Annotated in this window: 18 protein-coding genes; 10 read left to right on the plus strand and 8 right to left on the minus strand. The window is 44.5% G+C overall.

The window, feature by feature from the left end; all coding sequences use genetic code 11:
* Nucleotides 1-226 (plus strand): transposase (locus ABV001_RS12100; protein WP_352421729.1); only part of this gene is annotated, 226 nt, incomplete at its 5' end.
* Here ABV001_RS12100 and ABV001_RS12105 read toward each other — a convergent pair.
* The 5 genes from ABV001_RS12105 to ABV001_RS12125 form a co-directional block, all read right to left on the minus strand.
* Nucleotides 202-840, minus strand: coding sequence for a nucleotidyl transferase AbiEii/AbiGii toxin family protein (locus ABV001_RS12105; protein ID WP_352423049.1), 639 nt, complete (start codon nt 838-840; stop codon nt 202-204). The genes ABV001_RS12100 and ABV001_RS12105 overlap by 25 nt on opposite strands.
* 16 nt (nt 841-856) lie before the next feature.
* Nucleotides 857-1,624 carry a type IV toxin-antitoxin system AbiEi family antitoxin domain-containing protein gene (locus ABV001_RS12110; RefSeq protein WP_352423050.1) on the minus strand — a complete coding sequence of 256 codons (768 nt, stop codon included), beginning with the start codon at nt 1,622-1,624 and terminating at the stop codon, nt 857-859.
* A 153-nt stretch (nt 1,625-1,777) separates the two neighbouring features.
* Complete coding sequence (locus ABV001_RS12115; protein WP_352423051.1) at nt 1,778-2,464, minus strand: S24 family peptidase; 687 nt, start codon at nt 2,462-2,464, stop codon at nt 1,778-1,780.
* Nucleotides 2,465-2,884: 420 nt separating this feature from the next.
* Nucleotides 2,885-4,552, minus strand: a complete 1,668-nt coding sequence (locus tag ABV001_RS12120; RefSeq protein WP_502929886.1) for a RagB/SusD family nutrient uptake outer membrane protein — start codon at nt 4,550-4,552, stop codon at nt 2,885-2,887.
* Nucleotides 4,553-4,675: 123 nt separating this feature from the next.
* On the minus strand, nt 4,676-7,705 hold the full coding sequence (locus ABV001_RS12125) for a SusC/RagA family TonB-linked outer membrane protein (protein ID WP_352423053.1): 3,030 nt from the start codon (nt 7,703-7,705) through the stop codon (nt 4,676-4,678).
* 203 nt (nt 7,706-7,908) lie between these two features.
* On the opposite strand from ABV001_RS12125, the gene ABV001_RS12130 reads away from it, so the two are divergent.
* The 6 genes from ABV001_RS12130 (at nt 7,909) to ABV001_RS12155 (ending at nt 10,717) form a co-directional block, all read left to right on the plus strand.
* Nucleotides 7,909-8,331: a helix-turn-helix domain-containing protein gene (locus ABV001_RS12130; protein ID WP_323424851.1), complete on the plus strand. Its 423-nt coding sequence runs from the start codon at nt 7,909-7,911 to the stop codon at nt 8,329-8,331.
* A gap of 40 nt (nt 8,332-8,371) precedes the next feature.
* Nucleotides 8,372-8,779, plus strand: a complete 408-nt coding sequence (locus tag ABV001_RS12135) for a helix-turn-helix domain-containing protein (protein WP_323424852.1) — start codon at nt 8,372-8,374, stop codon at nt 8,777-8,779.
* 191 nt (nt 8,780-8,970) lie between these two features.
* On the plus strand, nt 8,971-9,372 hold the full coding sequence (locus ABV001_RS12140) for a DUF8479 domain-containing protein (RefSeq protein WP_352423054.1): 402 nt from the start codon (nt 8,971-8,973) through the stop codon (nt 9,370-9,372).
* Between the two features lie 11 nt (nt 9,373-9,383).
* A complete protein-coding gene (locus tag ABV001_RS12145; protein WP_352423055.1) occupies nt 9,384-9,947 on the plus strand; it encodes a GYF domain-containing protein in 564 nt (187 codons plus the stop codon).
* An 18-nt stretch (nt 9,948-9,965) separates the two neighbouring features.
* Nucleotides 9,966-10,325: a CD225/dispanin family protein gene (locus ABV001_RS12150; RefSeq protein ID WP_352423056.1), complete on the plus strand. Its 360-nt coding sequence runs from the start codon at nt 9,966-9,968 to the stop codon at nt 10,323-10,325.
* An 8-nt stretch (nt 10,326-10,333) separates the two neighbouring features.
* Nucleotides 10,334-10,717, plus strand: coding sequence for a DUF2752 domain-containing protein (locus ABV001_RS12155; protein ID WP_352423057.1), 384 nt, complete (start codon nt 10,334-10,336; stop codon nt 10,715-10,717).
* Between the two features lie 102 nt (nt 10,718-10,819).
* On the opposite strand, the gene uvrA is transcribed toward ABV001_RS12155, so the two are convergent.
* Nucleotides 10,820-13,615: an excinuclease ABC subunit UvrA gene (uvrA, locus tag ABV001_RS12160; protein ID WP_352423058.1), complete on the minus strand. Its 2,796-nt coding sequence runs from the start codon at nt 13,613-13,615 to the stop codon at nt 10,820-10,822.
* A 201-nt stretch (nt 13,616-13,816) separates the two neighbouring features.
* Between uvrA and ABV001_RS12165 the strand changes: the two genes are divergently transcribed.
* From ABV001_RS12165 to ABV001_RS12175, 3 genes are all read left to right on the plus strand, one after another.
* The gene (locus ABV001_RS12165) at nt 13,817-15,886 is read left to right on the plus strand and encodes a cation:proton antiporter (RefSeq protein ID WP_352423059.1); all 2,070 of its coding nucleotides are present in this window, start codon (nt 13,817-13,819) and stop codon (nt 15,884-15,886) included.
* Nucleotides 15,887-16,004: 118 nt separating this feature from the next.
* Entirely contained in the window at nt 16,005-17,525 is a 1,521-nt protein-coding gene (locus tag ABV001_RS12170; protein ID WP_352423060.1) for a glycoside hydrolase family 10-like protein, read from the plus strand.
* Nucleotides 17,526-17,616: 91 nt separating this feature from the next.
* A complete protein-coding gene (locus tag ABV001_RS12175) occupies nt 17,617-19,299 on the plus strand; it encodes a THUMP domain-containing protein (protein ID WP_352423061.1) in 1,683 nt (560 codons plus the stop codon).
* Here the strand turns inward: ABV001_RS12175 and ABV001_RS12180 are convergent, their stop codons facing one another.
* Both ABV001_RS12180 and bglX read right to left on the minus strand, forming a co-directional pair.
* Nucleotides 19,300-20,634 (minus strand): ATP-binding protein, encoded by a 1,335-nt coding sequence (locus ABV001_RS12180; RefSeq protein ID WP_352423062.1) that lies wholly within the window; start codon nt 20,632-20,634, stop codon nt 19,300-19,302.
* A gap of 283 nt (nt 20,635-20,917) precedes the next feature.
* Nucleotides 20,918-23,221 (minus strand): beta-glucosidase BglX, encoded by a 2,304-nt coding sequence (gene bglX / locus ABV001_RS12185; protein WP_352423063.1) that lies wholly within the window; start codon nt 23,219-23,221, stop codon nt 20,918-20,920.
* Nucleotides 23,222-23,314 lie beyond the last annotated feature (93 nt).

Below are 23,314 nucleotides of genomic sequence, written 5' to 3' on the forward strand. Positions count from 1 at the left end.
GCTTCCCTGGGTACACACGGCAATCAGCAATGTCAAACGGCTGCTACTGGACGTGCACCACAATAAACTCAAACCAGAATACCTGCAATACTACCTCAATGAATTCTGTTATAAGTTTAACCGGAGATTCTTCCCGGAGAAACTTTTCGACAGGCTTGTCATTGCCGCTGTGTCGTACAGCCCCGATTTCAAATCGAAAATTTACAATAGGTCATATTGCGGATAATCATATAATATAATTTTACGAAGTCTATCTGTTTCATCAGGATGAATAATATTATATTTCAACATATTGTGAATATCATACAAATCCCGTGGTGCTGTCCGCTCAATAAGAGCTTTAATTTTACTTCCAAATAACTCAAGAGTAGATAGAGTTTTTACTTCAGAAATAAATTGTAGAAACTCTATATTTACTTTCTTCTTGACTATCGGTAAGATGTGATTTCGTAAGGAATAGTTTATCTCTACTTTTAGGTTATCTTTGTTTCCTCCTGCATTTTGAAAATAAAACACCCATGAAGCGAGTGAATGCGGACTTTTTGTATGCGGACTTAACGCATATCCTTGGGAAAACATATAATTTAGAAAATCCTGATTAATATTCTCCCGGATTGTCATCATTTCATCACGGGAACATTCTTTTGTAAAATCTAAGTCAATATCAACCGATAAACGAGGAAGATTAAAAATCGTCAGGTTAATCGCTGTTCCTCCTTTCAAGGCCAAATGCTCACCAAATAAAGGATTTTCATTTAAGTACTTCAAGATATCACAAAGACGGAACGCTTTTTCCAGATTATCCCGAATAAAATCTGTACCGGAAGCAATTCTCTCCAAATCATTCTTACTATAATTATACATTTACATCCCCCCCCTGTTCTAAAAATGAAAGAATATTTGTAGGAGCATAAAGCTGCCATTCTTTAAAATAAGAATTAGATTCCTCCTTGTCAGTCAGGTAACGAATGCTTTTCCCAATTTTTGATTTACAAAATCTCAAAAAATCATCACTTAGTTTCATCTCTTTTTGAAAATAACTAAGAACAAACCCTGTCTTTTGATAAAGAACCTGTTTATTGAATAGTTTCAAATAATTTTGTAATTTATTCTCATTCATATAAGTGATAAGGGCAAAGCACTCTATCATTTCTTCTAATCCTCCGCTTAGGTCAATCCGATTAATACAATCCAAAACAGTGCGTTCTAAATCAGTTACTCTGATTAAAGTATCAGTAGGGGGAATAATAACCCCGACATTTGATTTCGATTCCGAATAGATATAGCTAATTCCGTCATACTCAAAATTGTTGAATCTCTCTTTAGATGAAACCATTATCTCATAAAAAAACTGATGGGCCAAACCATGATATTCTAATGCGGCATGATAAGATAAGTAGGAAGTCGGGGTTATCTGACTACCGATTTCATATTTTGAAGCAGAACTGGCTTTAGTCGCTAAATCCGTTACAACGTAAAGGTTGCGCCTTACCTGTGATATCAATCCGTCTTTCTTATATCTTCTCAAGAGTTCTTTTGCGGTGTTTTCGTCATTTGTCAATGCAACAACATCTTTCTTCTGGAAGATTTTAAGTTTATGAAATCCTTCTATGTATTTGATCATTACATTATATTTTATTTTACGCACAAAGATACATAAAAATATGTATTATCGGGGAAAAAATAAAATAAACAGTTGGGAATCTTAATGAATCCGGGCCGTTTTAAACTTGTTATTCTATTGGATTAATCAGTTACTGGAATGTATCTTCATATTTTATCCCTCGATACGTTTACGCCAAATGTCTATTTCATCGATACGATCTTCGAGGTCTTTCAGGCGGCTGGCGTATGTGGTATTTATATTTGGTAGGTGTGGGGATAACCGGAGTTCGGGATACAGGACAAAATGAAGATTGCCGGCCTCGATTGTGAAATTCGGATGGTTGTGTTCGTTGCGGATATTCTGCCACTCTTCGCGATCAAGAACACGAACGATGAGCATATCCTTATCTAAAATAATGGGAAACATGGAGTCTCCGCGGCTACGGATGGCATAATATGTTGCTGTATGGCTTTGCAACATGCATTCGGGAATAGTTACATATCCCAGTACCTCCATATGATCGACGTTCAAGGTGTCGTTACCGGCTGCGGACTCGATATCTATAATTGGTACTCGCCGGGAATTATCATCGTTGTCGGAAGGTCCAAGATTTTTGCCGTATTCGCGCCGTTTTTTTCCCATTTCCCCTATACCGGAAATAAACCATTCGTAACTAATTTCGAATGTTTCGCATACTTTCTTGATAAAATCAAATTTAGGCAATTTGCCGTTGTCAATATAATTACGGATATTGGCCTCACTCGTACCGAGCATCTGGGCAAAACGTGTCTTGTTACCACCCGCATAAACTTTCGCGAGTTCTGATAATCTGTCAGATATGTCTGTATTTTCTGCCAAGTGTAAAAGTTTCGAAATTAACAAATAAAACCGAACACACCATAAAGTTAGGTAAATTTTTAAATCGGACAATATGGAAACAAAATTTTTACCAACCAGATATATGGACGAATTGTTCAGACTGCCGCTGCAAAATACGGCGAATAAAGAGGAGTGCAGCCGTGAAAGCGAAACTAATCCTTACAAATTTTTCATGTTTTTCGTTCGGCGTGTCAGATCGGAACTGAGGGAGGATCTTAGCCGATACGACTATTCGCATAATATTCGGCGACAATGGTATCTTTAAGGGTGACAGTTTCCATCTCTGTCTTTTAAACATAGGGTCGTATTTAAAAGAAGCCAATCCGGGTTTTTCATAATAATATTAGATTTAAGGTCAACATGTTTGGCAGAGTGTCGAGAGACATTCTGCCGAATGCTTTAATACCCAGGATTTTGTTCCAGCAGGTTATTTGCACCGATCAGACTGTAATGGACAGGGAAACGATTCAGGTTGGTGTTATTGGTTGCCTTATGATCCCACCAGTCTTCGGTCACATATGTATCCCAGCGGACCAGGTCGGTACGTCTGCGCCCTTCGGCAAGGAATTCAACCTGCCATTCGTCCAGCATGCGGTACTTATCCAGATTTTCAGCCGTAACCGGATCGGGATCGACGCCTCCAACAAAATAACGGTTACGGACAGTATTGATGAGCCCTGCCGCCTCAGCCTTATTTCCGGCCCTCATCTTACACTCCGCCAGCATATAGTAAATTTCCGCGAGGCGGATAATTGGCACATCGGGATCATACATCCGGTTCTTCTCATCCTGGTTAGGCCGGGGACTCCGTTTCGTCACCCGGACACATGAATTTTCTTCGGCGGTGGCGATGGTGGAAGGAAGTTCATTCACAGAAGCATATTCCGTTCCTACCTTCGCAAAGTAAGCCACCTGGTCGACCATCGTAATGACTTCGCCCCGGTATTCGCGGCTACCGGTACAAACCCATTCAGGATTTATAGGGTTCCTGAGTTCACCCACGATGAACATACCCCTGTATTTCCCGCCTCCTTCGTAGACATAGGGCTGTTTACGGATATCCTGGTCATGGAATTTGGCATAGGCTCCACCTAATTTATAGGAATATCTTTCACCCGTTGGGTCAAGGCTGGGAATAAGACCGATACCATTGTTGGAGCCGGAACCTTCCAGTCCTCCCAAATATCCCCTGTAATTGTAAGGTACCATATAGGACCACAAAGTGCCGTCGGTTTGAAGTTTTGAGTTCTCACTCGGTACAGACCAGATAATTTCCGGACAAGTTTCGTTATCGAATCCGAATATATTTGTCCAATCGGTTTCCAGTGCATAGCTGCCGTATTTCCCGTCGATAATATCCTGGCATATTTCAGCCGTTTCGGCATACATATCCTTTCCGATATAAGGCTGGGCGTTGAAATAAAGTTTGGCCAGTAATGCGGCGCCGGTAGCACGGTGTATACTACCGTTCTCCATGCCTCCCAATGTTTCTTTCAATGGCAGGTTGGGGATAGCCACATTCAATAACGAGTCTATGAAATTGAATGTTTCCAGATCAGTAGAACGGCCTTTCACTTCACTTTGGGTCGTTGTATACAAGGGAACCCCGCCAAAGAAATCCAGTCCGTCCAGATAGAACGAGGCGACCAGTGCTCTTTGCTGGTTCAGCATGGATTCCCGGGTTCCTTCCTCGAATCCCAGCGCATCGAAATCAACCCCTTCCAGGTCTTCCAGGGCATCCCAGGCCAACGCCACTCCCATGGCGAAGTTAGTCCATCCGGTTTCGATCCATGCCATATCTTCGGAATATTCATGATGGTGCATTTTCTGATATAAAGCGCCGTTATACCAGTCGCTCCCTCTTGTAGGCAGGCAAAATTCATCCGTCCCCAGTTCCTGCATCATCCAGCGCGGCTCATTATGCGCTATGTACCAGCGCCAGTGGGTAAAGGGACGGTTAAAGCGCGCCCAGACCGCGTCCTGTGAAGTATAGAATGTCTCCGGGACAACCTGTGAATGAAATGTAGGATCCACATCACAAGAGACGCTGATAGATAAAACAATGATTCCCGACAATAATGAATTGAACGTTTTCGTTAAGCGAGGGCAGAACAAATTTATTTGTTTTGCCGAGTGCAGAAAACGACTAATTTTAATGAATATATTTTTTTGTTTCATTTCATTTCCAGATTAGAAGTTAAACTGTAATCCTAATGTATAGGTACGTACCTGGGGATAAAAAGAACCGGTATCCCAGAATTTTTCAGTACCCTGGTCCCAACCGGTGATATTCACTTCCGGATTCATACCGCTATATCCGGTGAATGTATAGACATTCCCCACGGTTCCGTAAAAACGGATACGGTCAATAAACGGAGTATACTTTTTCATCGGCAAAGTATAGCCCAACGTGATTGCGTCGATTTTCAGGAACGTGCCGTCCTCCAGATAGTAATCGCTGAGTTGTTTTTCGCCCTTTATATGGTCAAACTTGCCATAAGCATCCTTAAGGACATTGGTATTCCCTTGCCCCTGGATACCGAAATACATGTTGATGGCGTTATATACATCGAAGTCTATCCAACTGCGCAGGTTGATCCCCATGTCCCAGTTCCGGTAGGTAAGGGTATGATTCCATCCTACAATCAGCTTAGGCGTATAATTCCCCACATATTGTTTATCGTTCTCCGTTTTGTTTGCTGCGGGAATCACCTCTCCCTCTTTATTGTAGAGCAGGAAACCCCCGTCATCATCAAATCCGGCCGACTTCCATAAGTAGAATGCACCAATGGTCGATCCTTCTTCTATACGGGCCGCATCGCCTGGAGAGCCGGGTGCAGGAAATCCATTACCATTATAGTAGGTGTTATTTCCCCATAGGGTCAGGATTTTTCCTTCGTTATGCGAGAGATTGAGGTTGGATGTCCAAGTAAAGTCCTTGTTCTGGATAATCCTTCCGCCGACCTCAAATTCCCATCCCCGGCTTTCCATACTACCGATATTCTGCCATTGAGAGCCCTGTGTGTAAGGTGGTTGAGGGACCTTGACGCTGTATATCAGATTGTCGATTTTCCGTCGGTACAAGTCAAATTTACCATACAGGCGATTATTGAATAACGAATAATCCACTCCGAGGTTCCATTCTTTCTTTTCCTCCCAACCGAGGTTCCTGTTCACATTCTGGCTCTTCCCATAGGAATACTCCCAGCGTCCGTCGGGTAACAGCCAGTAAACATCGGAACCTAACATATTTGCGGAATAAGAAGAACTAAAATCATTATTCCCGGTAACACCATATCCGAAACGCACCTTCAGGTCGTTGACCCAGTCCACATCTTTCATAAACGTTTCGCCCGAGATTCTCCATCCGGCATTCGCCGACCAGAAATCAGCCCAACGGTTATCCACCGCAAATTTGGAGGAACCTTCATGACGGAATGAAGCAGAAATCATATATTTATCCCGGTAAGAATAATTTGCACGGGCAAACACCGAGAAAAGGCGTTCCGTGATGTCCTTGCCTGAACTCATTGACGCCTGCCCGTCACTCAGGTAACTTCCTTTACCGATATCCCAATATTTTATACCATCTACGGCAAAGTCATAGTTTCTCATATTAAAGTTCTCCCCGTTCCGTTCAAAGTAAGAATACCCTACCGTTGCATTCAAGTCATGACCTTCTTTAAACTCCGTGATATACGAGAAATATCCTTCGGATGTCAGGTGTTCGGTCTTGCTGAATCCTAAGTAAGCATTCCCTCTCCGGGAATTTTCCAATTCATCCCTGTGGTATCTTGAATTATAGGTATGCAGTTCCCACTGACGGTTCTCATAACCGACCACCTGCTGGTATGTTAGTCCCGGGACGGGCTTTATATTCAGTTTGATATTGACTTCCGGCTTAAACCATTTGTCGAGTCCTTCATAAGTCCCTAACATCGCATCTGCGACAACATTATAATCCAACGACTCGTTTATCCAGACATTATAGCCCGTTTCACTATCCGGATCATAAGGGGAACGGGTCGGGTTATTACGCAATGCCTGCTGGAAGTTAGGAAAACGGTTGTTACGGGCGGCCTGGCGATAATCCATATTCGGGCGTACTTCCAGCCAGTTATCAAATAAACGGAAGGAGGCATTCACCCTTCCTCCGTAGTCGTTACGGCTGTCCTGTAAAGCGATGCCGTCATTGTTTTCATAGAAGAACGAGGTATATACCTGTGCTTTCTTCGTTCCCATTTCCAGAGCTACATGATGCTTTTGTGAAAAATTGCCGTGATCGATCAATTCGTCCCACCAGTCTACATCATCGCCATAGTCGGTGCCTATGCCGTATTCTGCATATTCGCGTCCGGAAAGCATTTTGAGGGCATTGTAGTCCTGTTTTTTAGAGAATTCCGACGTATAGGTCAATTTGACTTCACCGTCGGTATTCGATCCGCTTTTCGTGGTAATCAGGATCACGCCCGATGCCGCACGCGTTCCATAGATGGCTCCCGCGGAAGCATCTTTCAGCACATCGATCGACAGGATATCTTCCTGCGTCAATGAACGGATATCCCCGCCCGGAAAGCCGTCAATCACGATTAAAGGCGATTTTCCGGCATTGATGGATGTCATTCCGCGTAATTGGATTGTCGTACCTGAATTGGCGCTTCCCAAGTTGTTCATAACAAGGCCGCCGATCTTTCCCTGCAAGGCAGAAGTAATATCGGCACCGCCAACCCCCACCATCATATCTTCACCTTTCAATGAAGTGATAGCACTCGTTACCTGCCGCTTATCCAATGAGCCGTAGCCAATGACCACCACTTCTGACAACATTTTGGTATCCTCCTGCAATACAATCTCAATAACAGTTTTGCCGGTAATAGGAACCTCTTGCGCCAGGTAACCGATATAAGATATCTGGAGTACGCCGTCGTTTTCTATGGTGAGGGAAAAACGTCCGTTGATATCGGTTACAGTACCGTTTGTGGTACCTTTCTCCATTACGTTGGCACCGATAACAACTTCGCCGTTTATATCCGTTACGGTTCCCGAAACTGTTCTTTTTTGCTGTTGATCAACAAAATAGGTTTGAGTGTCGGAAATATTGCTGCCGGCAAAACTGTTGAAGGTACCCAATAATATAAAAACAGAAACGAAATGAATGGACAGGAATGACCCTGCCTTCCTCCATTGAGGTAATTGAATGATTTTCATTGTCTTGTTCATGCGATTAAAATTGAATTAAAAAATACAATATTGTATATGTTTTGTGTATTGCCGAAATTGATTAATATTCTGCGTGTCTTCATGCCGACAAAGTTAGATGTCCTCTATTCCGGGTCAAAAAAATTAGAGTTGACAATTATTCCAAATCGATTGATTTTTATTAACTTTGCCAAAGCGTAGTCACTTTAAAAATATTTGATAAAATGAATGTTGAACCGACGAAAAAATTAAGCAGGAGGCATATCGGACGGAATGTACAGAGGGTTCGGATGTATTTTGGCATCAAGCAGGAAGCATTGGCTTCTGATTTGGGAATCAGCCAGTCCGAAGTGTCGAAGATCGAACAGCAGGATGAAATTGAAGAAGGGCTATTATCACAAATTGCCGATGTATTGGGTGTATCTCCGGAGATAATCAGGGACTTTGATATTGAGAAGGCCATTTACAATATCAACAATATCAGGGATAATACTTTTGAGCAAGGTTTTACCTCAATTTCTCAAGTTGACCATGGCGCTACGTCTGTTACTCAACAAATTAACAATCCGTTAGACAAAATAGTGGAATTATATGAGCGTTTGCTGAAAAGTGAAAGGGAAAAAATTGAGTTATTAAAAAACAGATGATATTATTACCTTTGCTAAAAAATAAACTTAGATTAAAATTATGGGCACTGATACCTACACGAATACCTTGCATATAGGCAGAAAAATCGAAAGAATACGCAGGCTGCGCGGAATGACTCAGACAGATTTGGGAGACTTGCTGGGAGTAACAAAGCAGGCTGTCTCAAAAATGGAGCAGACTGAAAAAATAGATGATGATAAGCTGAAACAGGTGTCCGAAGCTTTGGGTGTTACCGAAGAGGGACTGAAGAAGTTTACCGAAGAAACTGTTTTATATTATACCAATAACTTTTATGAGAATTCTCATGTAAATGCTTCAAATATTGGACCTATCAGCAATGTAGAAAATCTCAATCACTTTTCAATGGAACAAGCCGTAAAACTATTTGAGGAGTTATTGAAGATTGAAAGAGAGAAATTTGAATCTTTAAAAAAAGAGAAAGAATAGACAGTTGTGAAATTGTTAAAACCGTATGTGAAAACTATATTTCAGAAAAAACGGCAAATGAACTAATCACCGCAAAAAACGAAGAGATTAATTGGTTGAAAGAAGAAATTAAATACCTGAGACAAAAGATTGACGAGTTGGTAGTTATCATATCCCGATTTTTGCATATTTTTGTACTATAAAATTAAGGTATGCGAAAAATAATTTTCATTTTTTCTGTCCTCCTCCTTTCTTTCTCTTTTATACAGTGCAATTCAAAAGAAAAGGCGCTCAACAAGAAGCTGGAAGAGATGGCTGCGAATCTCAATGAGTCGGCTCCGGTAATGCTCGACCAGTACACCCGGTTTGAGGAGGCTTCGGTGGTGCAGGGGAATATATTCCGGTATCGTTATACGGTATTGAACACCTCGAATGCCGATTCGTTAGTCGAACACGGATTGCAGTCATTAAAAGAAAATATAGGAAAAGAATTCTCCTCGAATCCCGATCTTCGTATTTTTAAGGAGAACAATGTGACGATGGAATATGTTTACAACGATGAGACCGGACGGATTATCCGATCGTTGCAAATTGGCCCCCAGGATTACCAGTAAAAAAAAGATATATGAACCGATATTTTTATATTGACGCGGAAGGAAAGCAGAAAGGAACCTTCTCGCCCGAAGAACTGAGACAAGAAGGGATAAAACGCGATACACTTGTATGGACACAAGGAATGGAGCAGTGGAAACGGGCTGAAGAGACGGAAGACCTATACTTCTTGTTTTCCGATGCGTACAGGGAGCCTTTGACAAATGTGGACCAACCTACTGTGCGGTATGACCGTCCGGGCAGATCCGCCGAGACACAACCGTTGCAGCCGATGCCCAAGACATGGCTGGTGGAATCGATTCTGTTCACCATCCTTCCGTTTATGCTATGCAGTAGTTTCCTCAGCCTCCTCGGAATAATCGGTATCGTCTATGCGGCACAAGTAGAATCTTTCTATAACAGGGGTGATTATGCTGCTTCGCTGGAATCTTCACGTTCTGCGGCAAAATGGACCAAAATTGCCATGTGGATAGCTATCGGCTGGATTGCTCTTATCATCATTGGCGTCGTATTGTTTTTTGTATTTATCGGTTCCCTTTCGGATCTTTCCGGCATGGGAGATCTGTTGAATACCTGATCATCTAAAAATCTTGGAATGGAATATCAAAATAACACTACACTTCCACCTCTGCCGCCGCAAGATACACGGGAATACGACATACCGCCGTTGAAACCCCGTAACTGGCTGTGGCAGTCTATAGTGGCTACTATCCTTTGTTGTATTCCGTTGGGAATTGTAGGAATCATCTATGCCGCAAAAGTTGATTCGCTTTACTTTAACGGAAAGTATGAAGAGTCGGAACGGATGTCCCGGAAAGCAAGAATGTGGACTCTGGCTTCAGTGGGGGCAGCATTGTTATATGTTATCTTCTGGATAATCCTGTTTGCGACCGGTAATCTGCCGGAATATATGGAGAATATTATCGAGAGGGGTGCAAGCGGTTATAATTTCTAAGCGCAGTAGTGCGAAAAGAACTGAAAATAGGGATAGGTGCTGTCGCGGTGGTTTTACTTGCGGCAGCACTTTATATCTTTTATACTTTCGATCCGGAAGTACAACCTGTTTTCCCGAAATGCCCTTTTTTGCTCGCTACCGGTTATGAATGTCCCGGTTGTGGTTCGCAAAGGGCAATCCACAGCCTTCTTCATCTCAAAATAGGCGCCGCGTTGAAGTACAATGCCTTTATGGTGCTGGCGCTACCCTATATTTTACTGGGTATTTACCTGGAATATTTCGGAGGGAAAAGGCGGTTTCCATCAGTCGAAGAATTCTTTTTTGGAAGATGGTCGGCTGTGGCGATACTGGTTATAATAATTGCTTTCTGGGTTGGAAGGAATCTAATATAGTTCAGATTTTTTCGGAATGCTATCGGTTCCAAAAATTAGGGCTCAGCTACAATATCAGATTCCAACGGTTTACCCATCCCATATCCGGTTTCAGGAGCAATGTCAATGGAGTTTCTCTTTAAGGAAACGCCCGGTGTGTGATTGTTTACATTTTACGATTTGCTCGGGGGAGCCTTCACAGACGATGTGCCCGCCGGCTTTCCCTCCTTCCGGCCCGATATCGATAATATGGTCGGCGCACTTGATGATTTCCATATTATGCTCGATGATGATTACCGTGTGGCCGCGCTCTATCAGTGCATTAAATGCCTGAAGGAGTGTCTTGATGTCGTGGAAATGAAGACCGGTGGTCGGTTCGTCGAAGATAAAGATGGTCGGTTGTGCTTTTTCTTCTCCCAGGTAATAAGCCAGTTTCACCCGTTGGTTTTCACCGCCCGAGAGGGTGGAGGAGGACTGTCCCAGTTTGATATATCCCAACCCCACATCCTGGAGGGGTTGCATCTTTTTCACGATCTTCTTCTCTGTCGTCCCTTTCTGTTGCCCGAAAAATTCGATCGCCTGGTTGACCGTCATCTCCAATACATCATAGATTGTTGCTCCTTTGTACTCTATCTCCAGCACTTCGGGCGAAAACCGTTTCCCGTGACATGATTCGCATTCCAACCGGATATCGGCCATAAACTGCATCTCCACGGTAATGGTCCCTTCACCCTTACATTCACTACAGCGACCCCCTTCCACATTGAAAGAGAAATAAGCCGGGGAAAAACCCATCTGTTTGGCTAACGGCTGTGCTGCAAAAAGTTTCCGGATCTCGTCGAAAGCTTTGAGATAAGTCACCGGGTTGGAACGTGACGACTTCCCGATGGGGTTCTGATCTACATATTCCACCCCTTTCATCAGGTTGAGATCGCCTCCTATTCCGTTGAATTCGGCATGTTCAAGGGATGTTCCCTTATAATGGTGTTGCAATGCATTGAAAAGTACATCATTTACAAGCGACGATTTACCTGACCCGCTGACGCCCGTCACTACGGTCATTACGTTCAATGGAAATTTCACATAGATATTTTTCAGGTTGTTCTGCCGGGCTCCCTTCACTTCTATATAATTGTTCCATTTTCGCCGTACCTTGGGAATCTCGATTTGTTCTTCGCCTGTAAGGTATCTGACAGTGTAGCTGTTACTTTTTTCTTCCAGTTCCGCCACACTGCCCTGGTAGATCACCTCACCTCCCAAGCGACCGGCTTTGGGGCCTATGTCGATGATATAATCCGCTGCACGAATAATCTCCTCGTCATGTTCCACCACCACTACCGTATTTCCCATGCGTTGCAGATCCCGGAGTACGCCGATGAGCAGGTGGGTATCACGTGAATGAAGCCCGATACTCGGTTCATCGAGGATATAGAGCGATCCCACCAGGCTGCTGCCCAATGACGATACCAGGTTGATACGCTGGCTCTCACCTCCCGAAAGAGTGTTGGAGAGCCGGTTAAGGGTAAGATACCCCAATCCTACATTCAAAAGAAACTGTATCCGGTTCCTGATCTCTGTAAGTAACCGTTCTGCGATAGCGGTATCGGTTTCGTCCAGGGTGAGGTGTTCAAAGAATTCTTTTAATTCGGTGACCGGTACCACGACTAATTCGGTAATTGATTTTCTGCCTATTTTCACATAAGAGGCTTCCTTTTTTAGCCGCGATCCTCTACACAGGGGGCAAGCGGTCTTGCCCCGATATCGTGCCAACATGACCCTATACTGTATTTTGTAGAGATTTTTCTCGAGCATCCCGAAAAAGTCGTTGATCCCATAAATCCCGAAGTCATGCCGACCATTCCACAGGATATCTTTTTCCGCATCTGTGAGATCGTAATAAGCCCGGTGGATAGGGAAATCGACTTTATAGGCATTGTGCACGAATTCCTGTCGCCATTCGCTCATCTTTTCTCCCTTCCAGCATTGTACACATTCCTCCTGCACCGAAAGGCTTTTGTCGGGGATCACCAGGTTCTCATCGATACCGACTACCTTTCCGAATCCTTCACACTTGGGACAGGCTCCGGCAGGACTGTTGAAGTTGAACATCATCTCGGTCGGTTCCTCAAAAGTGATGCCATCCGCTTCGAACCGGTTGGAAAAGGTGAACGACTCAATGCCGTCTCCGCTCCAGAACCGGACGATACATTCGCCGTTACCCTCCAGAAAAGCAGTCTCTACCGAGTCGGACAAACGGTTTACCGTCGCCTTGTCGGAAGAGCAGGAAAGGCGGTCGATCACCAGTAACACTTCGTTTTCCGAAGGCAGTTTTTTCTGTTCCAGCAGTTCGTCGATGCGGTAAAATTGTTCCCCCACATCCACGCGGGTAAAGCCCTCTTTCAAGAGTATCTCCAACTGGCTTCGCAGGTCGCGGCCATTCCGCAACTGGATATGCGATAACACCGCCATACGGGTGCCTTCGCGGTATTCTTCCATTTTTGACACCACATCGTGTACGTAATGGCGTTTTACTTCCGTGCCCGAAATGGGGGAGATCGTTTTGCCGATGCGGGCATATAGCAGCCGCAGGTATTCATAAATTTCCGTGGAAGTGCCTACCGTGGAGCGGGGATTGCGTGACGTGGTCTTCTGCTCGATGGCAATGGCGGGAGGGATTCCTTTGATATAATCGCATTCCGGCTTATTCATCCGGCCAAGGAACTGCCGCGCATAAGCCGAGAGGCTCTCTACGTAGCGACGTTGTCCTTCGGCATATAATGTGTCGAATGCCAGTGATGATTTTCCTGATCCGGAGAGTCCTGTGATAACCGTGAAAGTATTGCGGGGGATGCTTACGTCGATGTTTTTGAGGTTGTTGACGCGTGCACCCTTTATTTCGATCTGATTTGAATTACTCATATGACCTTTGCTATAACCCACAAAGATAAAGATTTTATCTCCAAAAACAATGTGCTTCTTTCAACAATTGAGTGAACTTTATTGTTTAGTTTTTCCGCATCTGCAGATAAACAATAATTCGACAAAAAGAGGCCGGCTGTCGGATAAATGAAAGAGATTAATTATATTTGTAGGTGATAATAGAGAATCAAAAGTCATCCTATGGAAACTTTTTTGTCAGAAATCCAACATGAGTTCACTTTGCCGTTTTCCAATCCGGTATTGATATTCGCTGTGCTTCTGTCGATCATACTTCTCGCGCCTATCCTGCTGAAAAGAATCAATGTCCCCAGTATTATAGGATTGATTATAGCCGGAGTCATCATCGGCCCCCACGGGCTTAACTGGATCGATAATACCCATGCGGATGTGGAAATGTTCTCGACCATAGGATTGTTGTATATTATGTTTATTGTGGGATTGGAACTCGATTTGGGTGAATTTGTACTCCATAAGGACAGAAGTCTTGCCTTCGGTTTTTTTACTTTTATTATCCCGTTGATTGTGGGTTATCCCGTTTGTCATTATCTGCTCGGTTACAGTCCAAACGCCAGTTTCCTTACGGCCAGCATGTTTTCTACCCATACCTTGGTGGCTTATCCTATTGTGAGCCGTATGGGAATAGCGCGTAATCAGGCGGTCGCTATTACGGTGGGAGGTACTATCCTTACCGATACGGCAGTATTGATCATACTGGCATTGGTTTTATCCAACAGTAACGGGGGGCTTGATGTCGGTTTTCTGATAAGGTTATTGCTCTCATTACTGCTCTTCTCCCTGATTATTTTTCTGATAGTGCCACGTATTGCCAAATGGTTTTTTCAGAGAGCTACCTCCGAGAAATATGCTACTTTTATTTTTGTACTTCTCGTCGTCTTTTCTGCGGGCTTCCTTGTAGAGTTAGGTGGAATTGAGCCTATCATCGGTGCATTTGCTGCCGGACTGGCATTGAACAGGTTAATCCCTCACTCGTCGGCATTGATGAACCGGATTGAGTTTTTCGGTAACGCGCTCTTTATCCCTATTTTTTTGATTTCTGTGGGGATGCTGGTGGATGTCTCTGTGGTATTGGAGGGCCCCCGTACCCTTGTCGTGGCATTAACGCTTACCCTGATGGCTTTGGTAGGTAAGTGGCTGGCAGCATGGGTTACACAAAAAGCGTTCCATTACTCAAATACCCAGCGGACCCTTATCTTCGGGTTGAGCAGTTCGCATGCCGCCGCTACCCTTGCCATTATCCTTGTGGGCTACAGGGCCGATCTACTGGACGAATATATTTTGAACGGTACCATTATCCTTATTCTGATTACCTGCATAGTGGCTTCTGTCTTTACGCAGAGAGCGGCAAAAAAGATTGCGATCAGTGAAGAGAATGAACCGTTGACTCCCTCTTCGATGGGAGAGTTTGCGCAGGAGAAGATTCTCGTGCCTATTGCCAATCCTACCAATATCGGTCAACATGTGGAACTGGCGTTGCTGTTGAAAGACAAGAAATCTGTAAATCCCGTCTCTTTGCTGGGAGTCGTACCTAACAACCAGGAGGCGGAAAAGAATATTGTGAGTTTCAGGAAGCAATTGCAGGGACTTGTCTCCAAAGCTACGGCAGCTGAAGTGAAAGTGGATATTATCACTACTATCGACCATAATCCGGCGGATGGCATTGTGCGGACAGCCCGTGAGACAATGGCGGATATCGTTATCCTGGGGTGGCCCGGTAAAGTGGGCTTTTTAGATAAATTGCTGGGAGAGAAAGTCGACCTGATCATCAAGAGTATGGATAAAAACTTGTTTGTCTGCCATGTGGAGCAAAATCTCATTTCAAACAAACGTATTGTGGTAATCTCGCCGCCGCTGGCGGAGAAGGAAGACGGATTCGGATTATGGGTAAATAAAGTGTCAAAGCTTTCGTCCGAGTTGTCGGTTCCGGTGTTACACCTGGGGCACCCTGAAACACAGGAGGTCATCTCCGGGCAAAAAAAATCGGGGAATTTTATTTTCCAACCGTTTGTAGATTGGAATAATCCGTTGTCTTGCGGTGATCTGATCAAAAAAGATGATTTGATTATACTGATTTCTGCCCATGTGGGTTATATTTCCCATATTCCTGTCATGGAGAGTCTGCCTACCCGATTGGAGAACCGTTTTCCCCATCATAACCGTATCGTGGTTTATCCCAAGCAACATCTGGCGGATCAGCTGTTGGAGAGTGAAGACCATATTTTTATTCCGTAGGGAGGATATACCTTCGGCGATAATGAGTTTCGCACGATAATTTGTAATTAGTCATTAGTAATTCGTACTTCGTAATTAGTCATTTGTAATTAGTCATTTGTAATTTGTAATTAAGAAGATGAGTCGTTTTGTTCGGTTAAGTTTTTTATTATTTATTGTTGTATTGATCACAGGATGTGGTACTTCCAAACAGTCTCTTACACGTACTCCGGATGCATCGCCGAAACGGGAGTTTCGCGGAGCATGGGTGCAGACGGTGGGGCAATCTCGTTATCGTCAGATGAATAGCGCTGCTATGAAGCATTATATTACTGATATGGTGCGTAAATTCGATGAGGCGGGTATCAACGCAGTGATCTTTCAGGTCCGTCCCGAAGCTGATGCGTTCTATCGTTCGGAGTTGGAGCCCTGGAGTCGTTTTCTGACCGGTGAACAGGGAAAAGCACCTGACGATCCTTCCTTCGATCCCCTGGCGTTTATCATCGAAGAGTGCCATAAACGGGGAATGGAATTGCACGCATGGCTGAACCCCTATCGGGTGAAGACCAATATCAGCAACACACTCTCAAAAGACCATATCTACTGGAAATATCCGGAGCGTTTTGTGCAATTCGGGAACCAGTTGTTTTTTGATCCTGGTTTGCCTGAAAACCGGGGATTTATCTGTGAAGTGGTACGTGATATCGTCACGCGTTATGAAGTAGATGCCATCCACATGGACGATTATTTTTATCCTTATCCCATAGCAGGGTCCTCCTTCCCCGACGATAAGAGTTTTAGCATATATGCTGCTGCTCAGGGATTTTCTTCTTCTCAGCGAGGTGATTGGCGCCGGAATAACGTAAACCTGCTTATCCAACAGATAAAATTAACGATTGCCGGCACCAAGCCGTGGGTGCGTTTCGGCATCAGTCCTTTCGGGATTTACCGAAATAAACGCAGTGATCCGAACGGTAGTGATACCAACGGTTTGCAGAATTACGACGACCTTTATGCCGATATCAAACTGTGGGTGGAGAAAGGGTGGATCGATTATAACCTTCCGCAACTCTATTGGGAGATCGGACATAGCGCTGCCGATTATACCACCCTGCTGCACTGGTGGAATGCCAATAATTTTGAACAGCACCTCTATATAGGGCAAGACCTGAAGCGAAGCATCGATAAGAACGAGTTGAACGTAAAAATCCGCCAATCGCGGGAGATGTCTTTCGTACACGGCAATTGTTACTGGTACGGATACCAGATACTGGATAATTTCGCCGGAGTTGCAGATGTATTGAGAACCGATATCCACCGTTCTAAAGCATTGATCCCGGCCTATACCCATCTGCATAAAGGAACTCCTGCAACCGTGAAGAAACTGAAGGATGTATACACCGAAGATATGCATTTCCTCACATGGGAACATAAAAAGGAGCCGCTGAACCCCGAGTCACCCCAACGGTTTGTGGTGTACCGTTTCCGCAAGGGAGAAAAAGTCGATACCAACCGGGCGGAGAATATTATCAGGATCACGCCCGACAACTTCTTCGTATTGCCCTATGAAAGGAAAAAAAGCCGTTATACATACGTGATAACCGCACTTGATGCTTTCCAGAACGAAGGTAAACCGGCAAAAATAAAAGTGAAATTATGAAACTTTGATAAATATTGATTTTATTAGGATGTAATAAGGTAAAATCGCTTCACGGGTGTTATCTTTGTGCCAGGATTAATAAAGAGAACAGATGATTGAAAACGAAGGCTTTCATGAAGTGAATGAGTTTGAAGATGCGGGTAGTCATAGTGATCATTTTCCGATGATTGCCAAAACCCTGGCGGAGTTGGAGGATGTACTGGCGGAAGAACTGATCGCGCTGGGTGCGGACAATGTGGAAATGGGTACCCGGATGGTGTCGTTCACGGGCGACAAGGCACTGATGTATAAGGCAAACGTGCATTGCCGCACGGCGTTGAGGATACTGAAACCTTTTTATACTTTCAAGGCGGAGAGCGCCGAAGAGGTATATGAAGCGGTGAAGAATTTCAACTGGGATGATTACCTTACATTAGATACCACATTTTCCATTGATGCCGTAGTTTTCTCGCATATCTTCACTCATTCGAAATTTGTGGCATACAAGGTGAAAGATGCTATTGCCGACTGGTTCACCGAAAAGTACGATAAACGTCCTTCTGTAAGTGTGTCGAATCCTGATATCATGTTGCATATCCATGTGGCGCATAATAAATGTACCCTGTCGCTTGATAGTTCAGGGGAATCGCTCCATAAACGCGGCTACCGGGTAGCACAGGGGGATGCACCCCTGAACGAGGTGCTGGCAGCCGGTATGATCCTGAAAACGGGCTGGAAAGGAGAGTGCGACTTTATTGATCCGATGTGTGGCTCGGGTACGTTGCTGATTGAGGCGGCCATGATTGCCCTGGGTATTCCTCCGGGTATTCATCGTACGCATTTCGCTTTTGAAAAATGGAAAGATTTCGATAGTGAACTTTTCAGTATTATTTACAATGATGATGCAGGAGCCCGGGAATTCAACCATCGCATCATGGGTTTCGATATATCACCCAAAGCGATTGCCATAGCAGAGAAGAATGTAAAGAATGCGGGACTGAAAAAATATATTGATCTGGAGGTGAAGCCGTTTCAGCAGTTCAGCGAAGCGCCAACAAAAGAAGGATTACTGATGACAAATCCTCCTTACGGAGAGAGGCTTAAAGTGGAGGACCTGGATGAACTCTATTCGATGATCGGCGAACGGTTAAAACATGTCTTTCCCGGATACCGTGCTTATGTGTTGAGTTACCGGAAGGAGTCATTCGATGCGATCGGGCTGAAGCACTCCGCCCGTTACTTCCTTTATAACGGTGCCTTGGAGTGTGAGATGCGCGAATACGAGATCTTTTCCGGTAAACGGGATGATCGTCCGGCAAAAGGAGGAACGCGTGGCAGAGAAAGGTCTCCTGAGCGCGAAGCACACGACGAAAGAAATTCCCGTGAGGGTTACCGTCGTTCTCAACGCGCAAGCGAGGAAGGAGAAGAAAAACCCCGGGATGAGTACCGTTCTAAGAGAAACAACAATGCTCGGGAGCAAGACCGATCTTATAAGCCTGATAAACCGTTTAGACCACGAAGGTTGTCTTCTGATTCCGATAGGCCTATGAAATCGGACAAGCCTTTTAAATCCCGTGGACGCTCCGAAAAGCCCACCGGAGAAAAACGGGAGTTTCGTTCAGCCAATCAGAGTGATAAACCCTTCAAGTCGCGGGAACGTACCTCTCGCGAAGAGGGAAGAGGAGGACGTCCTGACAGGTCCGGAGCCAAATCTTCTAAATCGGATAAACCCTTCAAATCCGGTAAGCCCTTCTCCGGTAAGGATGCAAAACCAAGAAATTTCAGAAAAAAATAATTACATATCTTCCAGCGTCAGACAAGCGGTCTCTATTACATAATTGAAAAATAATTTGGAGCGCATCACTTCTACCTTTTGCTGGAACCGTGCCGGCTTGAAATTCTTACGATGGCGTTTGACTTCAGCAATGAATACTTTTTCTGATTCAGCAGAAATTGCTACAATATCGATCTCATTTTGATCTATATTTTTTCCTTTGGAGGTTTCCCACCATCCTCCTATATTTTTATAAATCTGTTTTTCTTTGAGTTGCTCTCGAAAATAGCTTTCCAACGTGAAACCGGAATAGGTGGGATAGTCAGCCTTTATGATTTCGGCAAGTTTTGAGAACAACCCTGCCTGTACAAAATCCTGGTATTTGACGATGTATCGGAACCAAAAACGAAGGAAATGATCGGTGATTTCATACCGTACATTCTGCGTCGCTTCTTTAGATAAAATGGGTCTTTTCTTTGCAATGACCTCATAGTCTTCTTCCAATCGCTGCAATAAACCCCCAACACTACTGTTGCCAATAGATGTCGATATCTCGGAAGCTGTGTTTCTTCCTGAAGCAATGGCGGAAAGGATGGCGTAGTAGTTCCCGTATTTTTTTCCAAACTCTTGAATAAGCAAAATATTTCCTTCTTCAAGAAAAATAGAATTTTCTTGTATGATAGCATCTATCATTGCTTCCATGGTGAAATATCCGTTGTCCAATAAGAACTCGATATATTTGGGGACTCCTCCCGTGATTGTATAGAGTGCCAAAAGATCATCATTGGTGTAGCCCGGATGATAGTCGGAGAGTATTTGTTTGAGCACTGTCGTCGGAAAGGGTTTCAGCTTGATCATACTGTCGCCGCGCCCATATAGCGGCTCCTTGTACTCCATAAAGATCCGATGCATCAGTGTATAGACAGAACCACTTGCTATAAAATGGATATGCGTCCTGTCTTTATACCTGTCCCAAACATCCTGTATGCCGCTATATATGGAGGGATTGATGTAAAAGAACTCTTGAAACTCATCCACTATTAAATTGAAATGGGTCTGTTGTCCGGCAGTCATCAATGTCTCAAAGAGACTTACGAAGGAAGTAATCTCCGAGGGAATGTAGGTGTTGAGTGCTCGACTTGCGATTGCCGCAAATTGAGCACATATTGTTGCCTCATTACTCCTTCTGACAAATAGATAGACAGTGGGTGTATTCTCGCAATTTTTTAAAATCAGTTTTGTCTTGCCGATACGTCTACGTCCAGTCAAGACAGTCATTTGAGAATGGTTCTTGAAAGCAATATCCCTTGTATGAGCCAATAATTCCAGTTCCTGTTCCCTGTTATAAAACTTCATAATGGTATATTCGTTTTGTCGCGACCGTTATTTTCGCGGCTGCGGAAATTTATACAAATATAGAAGGTTCCCAGGTGAAATCAAAATTTTACGGCGGTTATTTTCGCCGCCGCGGAATTTAATTTGGATTTATACTCTTATTTCACATGGATAATCTTTAAAGGAATAGAGATTCCATTCTCATTGAATGCTTCGATGGTGAAATAGGGTCGATTTTCAATTCGAGATTCTAAAATTATGGAATCATCAAATTTAATCAATCATCACATCATCACATCAATTATCACTCAATCCAGAAATCGATTTCATTGGAATTGTCGGCCGCATGTTGTGCTACCCAGAGTTTCATATTACCCGGTTCCGTCTTTTTCTGCATATCGATACCATAGAAAGCCAGATCATGGGAAGTCACCTCAAATGTTACCTGTTTTGACTCGCCTGCTTTTAATGCCATCTTTTGGAATCCTTTGAGCTCTTTTACCGGGCGGGTTACACTGGCAACCAACTGGCGGGTGTATAATTGTACCACGATCTCTCCGTCGGCAGAACCTGTGTTTTGGACATTTGCAGTGACGGTGATCTTGTCATCTTTTGTCTTTAATGCCTTTTTATCAATCTTTGCATTATTGATCACAAACGTGGTATAACTCAATCCGTATCCGAAAGGATAAAGCGGTGTGATTGAGGTATCGAGGTAACTGGATTTGTAGTCTATTGACTCATCGTCCAGGTCCACCGGCCGGCCGGTATTCTTTTGGTTGTAATAGATGGGTACTTGTCCCACATTACGTGGAAATGACATCACCAACCGTCCCGACGGGTTATAATCACCCGCAATCACGTCGGCAATGCCGTGTCCTCCCTGTGTGCCGGGGAACCATGACTGCAGGATGGCTTCCATATTTTCATCTTCCCATGAAAGATCGAGCGGACGGCCGCTCAGGGTGACCAGTACCACCGGCTTTCCGGTCTCCTTCAAAGACCTTAACAGTTCGCGCTGGGCTTCGGGTAAGCGTATATCGGTTCTTACGGCTGCCTCGCCCGACCAGTTGAAATCTTCTCCCATCGCGGCGATCACGACATCGGCACGTCGTGCGGCCGCTACTGCTTCGGCTATCTTTGCCGGCGTAGTTTCAGTGATAGAGGCTCCTTCTGTATAGATAAGTTTTATCGTAGTGCCTTCATATTTTTCAGTGAGTCCTTTCAGTATAGGTATACTCTTATTTCGGTCGCCCAATCCGGCCCATTCACCATTGAGGTTGATGGAATCGTTCATCAGCGGACCGACCAGGGCAATGGTCTTTCCGCTCTCTTTGGTGATGGGAAGGACCTGATTGTCGTTTTTCAGCAGTACCACCGATGAAGCTACGGCTTTGCGTGCCGTTTCCATAAATTCGGGTGTCATTGTGTTCTGTTTTGCTCTCTCTTCGTTGAGATAGCGGTACGGATCATCGAAGAGACCCAGCAGAAATTTCATTTCGAGGATACTCCGTACCGCATTATTGATGGTCTTTTCAGATACTTTTCCTTCTTTAACCGACTCTGTCAGGTACTTGATGTAGGTAGCACCGGTCATATCCATGTCGACCCCCGCGTTTACCGCCAGTTCAGCAGCCTGTTTCTCATCTTTTGCTACGCCATGAGGCACCAACTCATTGACACCGGTATAGTCACTGACAACAAAGCCTTTGAAGCCCCATTCATTGCGCAGTACTTCGGTTAACAGCCACCGGTCTGCGGTAGCCGGCACGCCGTTGATCTCGTTAAAAGAGGCCATGAAAGTCGTTACACCTGCTTCGAGCGCAGCCTGATAGGGCGGCAGGTACACATTGCGGAGGGTATGTTCCGAAAGTTCAGCAGGGTTATAATCCCTGCCCGACTCAGCGGCCCCATAGGCCGCCAGATGTTTGCCGGTGGCAAGCAGGGTAGTAGATTCACCCAGGGAACTTATATCTTTTCCTCCCTGAAAGCCGGTCACTCTTGCTTCAGCTACTTTGCTCCCTAAATAAGGGTCCTCTCCTGCACCTTCCATCACACGCCCCCAGCGGGCGTCACGACCAATATCGACCATAGGTGCAAATGTCCAGTTGATCCCGTCGGATGCTGCTTCAATAGCTGCGATTTCGGCTGTTCGTTGCATCATCTCCAGATCCCAGGAACAGGCCTCGGCCAGAGGAATGGGGAAGATGGTCTTGTAACCGTGGATCACATCCTGCCCGAAGAGAATGGGAATTCCGAGACGGGTTTCTTCCACGGCAATCTGTTGCATCTTCCTGATCCCCTCCACGGAAGTGGCATTGAAAATACTGCCGATCAATCCTTTTTCGAGGTAGGGCTGAAAATCATCCGACATCACCGGGCCGGTAATCGACCAGTTGGCGGAGAATTGCGTCATCTGTCCGATTTTTTCTTCAAGCGTCATCAGTTTCAGCACCGAATCCACCCGCTGTTCAATCCGCTTGTCGCCACTGAAGCTCTGCCACTTGCCGGATCCCGTAGCGCCTGTAGTTCCAGATGAAGGTGTTCCGCAGGCTGCAAGTAGAATCACCGCCAGTATATATGTTATTGAAGTAATGTATCGTTTCATTCTTTATTGTTTTTGTTGTTTTTAGAAGTTAAGAAGTGGAGAATAACGAAATCCTAAATCATCCTTCATTTTTCACTTTTCATCCTTCATCCT

This window comes from Proteiniphilum sp., assembly GCF_040307845.1.
Lineage (GTDB): Bacteria > Bacteroidota > Bacteroidia > Bacteroidales > Dysgonomonadaceae > Proteiniphilum.

Excerpts from the sequence above, each read along its gene's own strand:
- ABV001_RS12110 (WP_352423050.1), bottom strand. The coding sequence starts at position 1,624 with ATGATCAAATACATAGAAGGATTTCATAAACTTAAAATCTTCCAGAAG.
- ABV001_RS12125 (WP_352423053.1), bottom strand. The coding sequence starts at position 7,705 with ATGAACAAGACAATGAAAATCATTCAATTACCTCAATGGAGGAAGGCA.
- ABV001_RS12130 (WP_323424851.1), top strand. The coding sequence starts at position 7,909 with ATGAATGTTGAACCGACGAAAAAATTAAGCAGGAGGCATATCGGACGG.
- ABV001_RS12135 (WP_323424852.1), top strand. The coding sequence starts at position 8,372 with ATGGGCACTGATACCTACACGAATACCTTGCATATAGGCAGAAAAATC.
- ABV001_RS12140 (WP_352423054.1), top strand. The coding sequence starts at position 8,971 with ATGCGAAAAATAATTTTCATTTTTTCTGTCCTCCTCCTTTCTTTCTCT.
- ABV001_RS12145 (WP_352423055.1), top strand. The coding sequence starts at position 9,384 with ATGAACCGATATTTTTATATTGACGCGGAAGGAAAGCAGAAAGGAACC.
- ABV001_RS12150 (WP_352423056.1), top strand. The coding sequence starts at position 9,966 with ATGGAATATCAAAATAACACTACACTTCCACCTCTGCCGCCGCAAGAT.
- uvrA (WP_352423058.1), bottom strand. The coding sequence starts at position 13,615 with ATGAGTAATTCAAATCAGATCGAAATAAAGGGTGCACGCGTCAACAAC.
- ABV001_RS12165 (WP_352423059.1), top strand. The coding sequence starts at position 13,817 with ATGGAAACTTTTTTGTCAGAAATCCAACATGAGTTCACTTTGCCGTTT.
- ABV001_RS12170 (WP_352423060.1), top strand. The coding sequence starts at position 16,005 with ATGAGTCGTTTTGTTCGGTTAAGTTTTTTATTATTTATTGTTGTATTG.
- ABV001_RS12175 (WP_352423061.1), top strand. The coding sequence starts at position 17,617 with ATGATTGAAAACGAAGGCTTTCATGAAGTGAATGAGTTTGAAGATGCG.
- ABV001_RS12180 (WP_352423062.1), bottom strand. The coding sequence starts at position 20,634 with ATGAAGTTTTATAACAGGGAACAGGAACTGGAATTATTGGCTCATACA.
- bglX (WP_352423063.1), bottom strand. The coding sequence starts at position 23,221 with ATGAAACGATACATTACTTCAATAACATATATACTGGCGGTGATTCTA.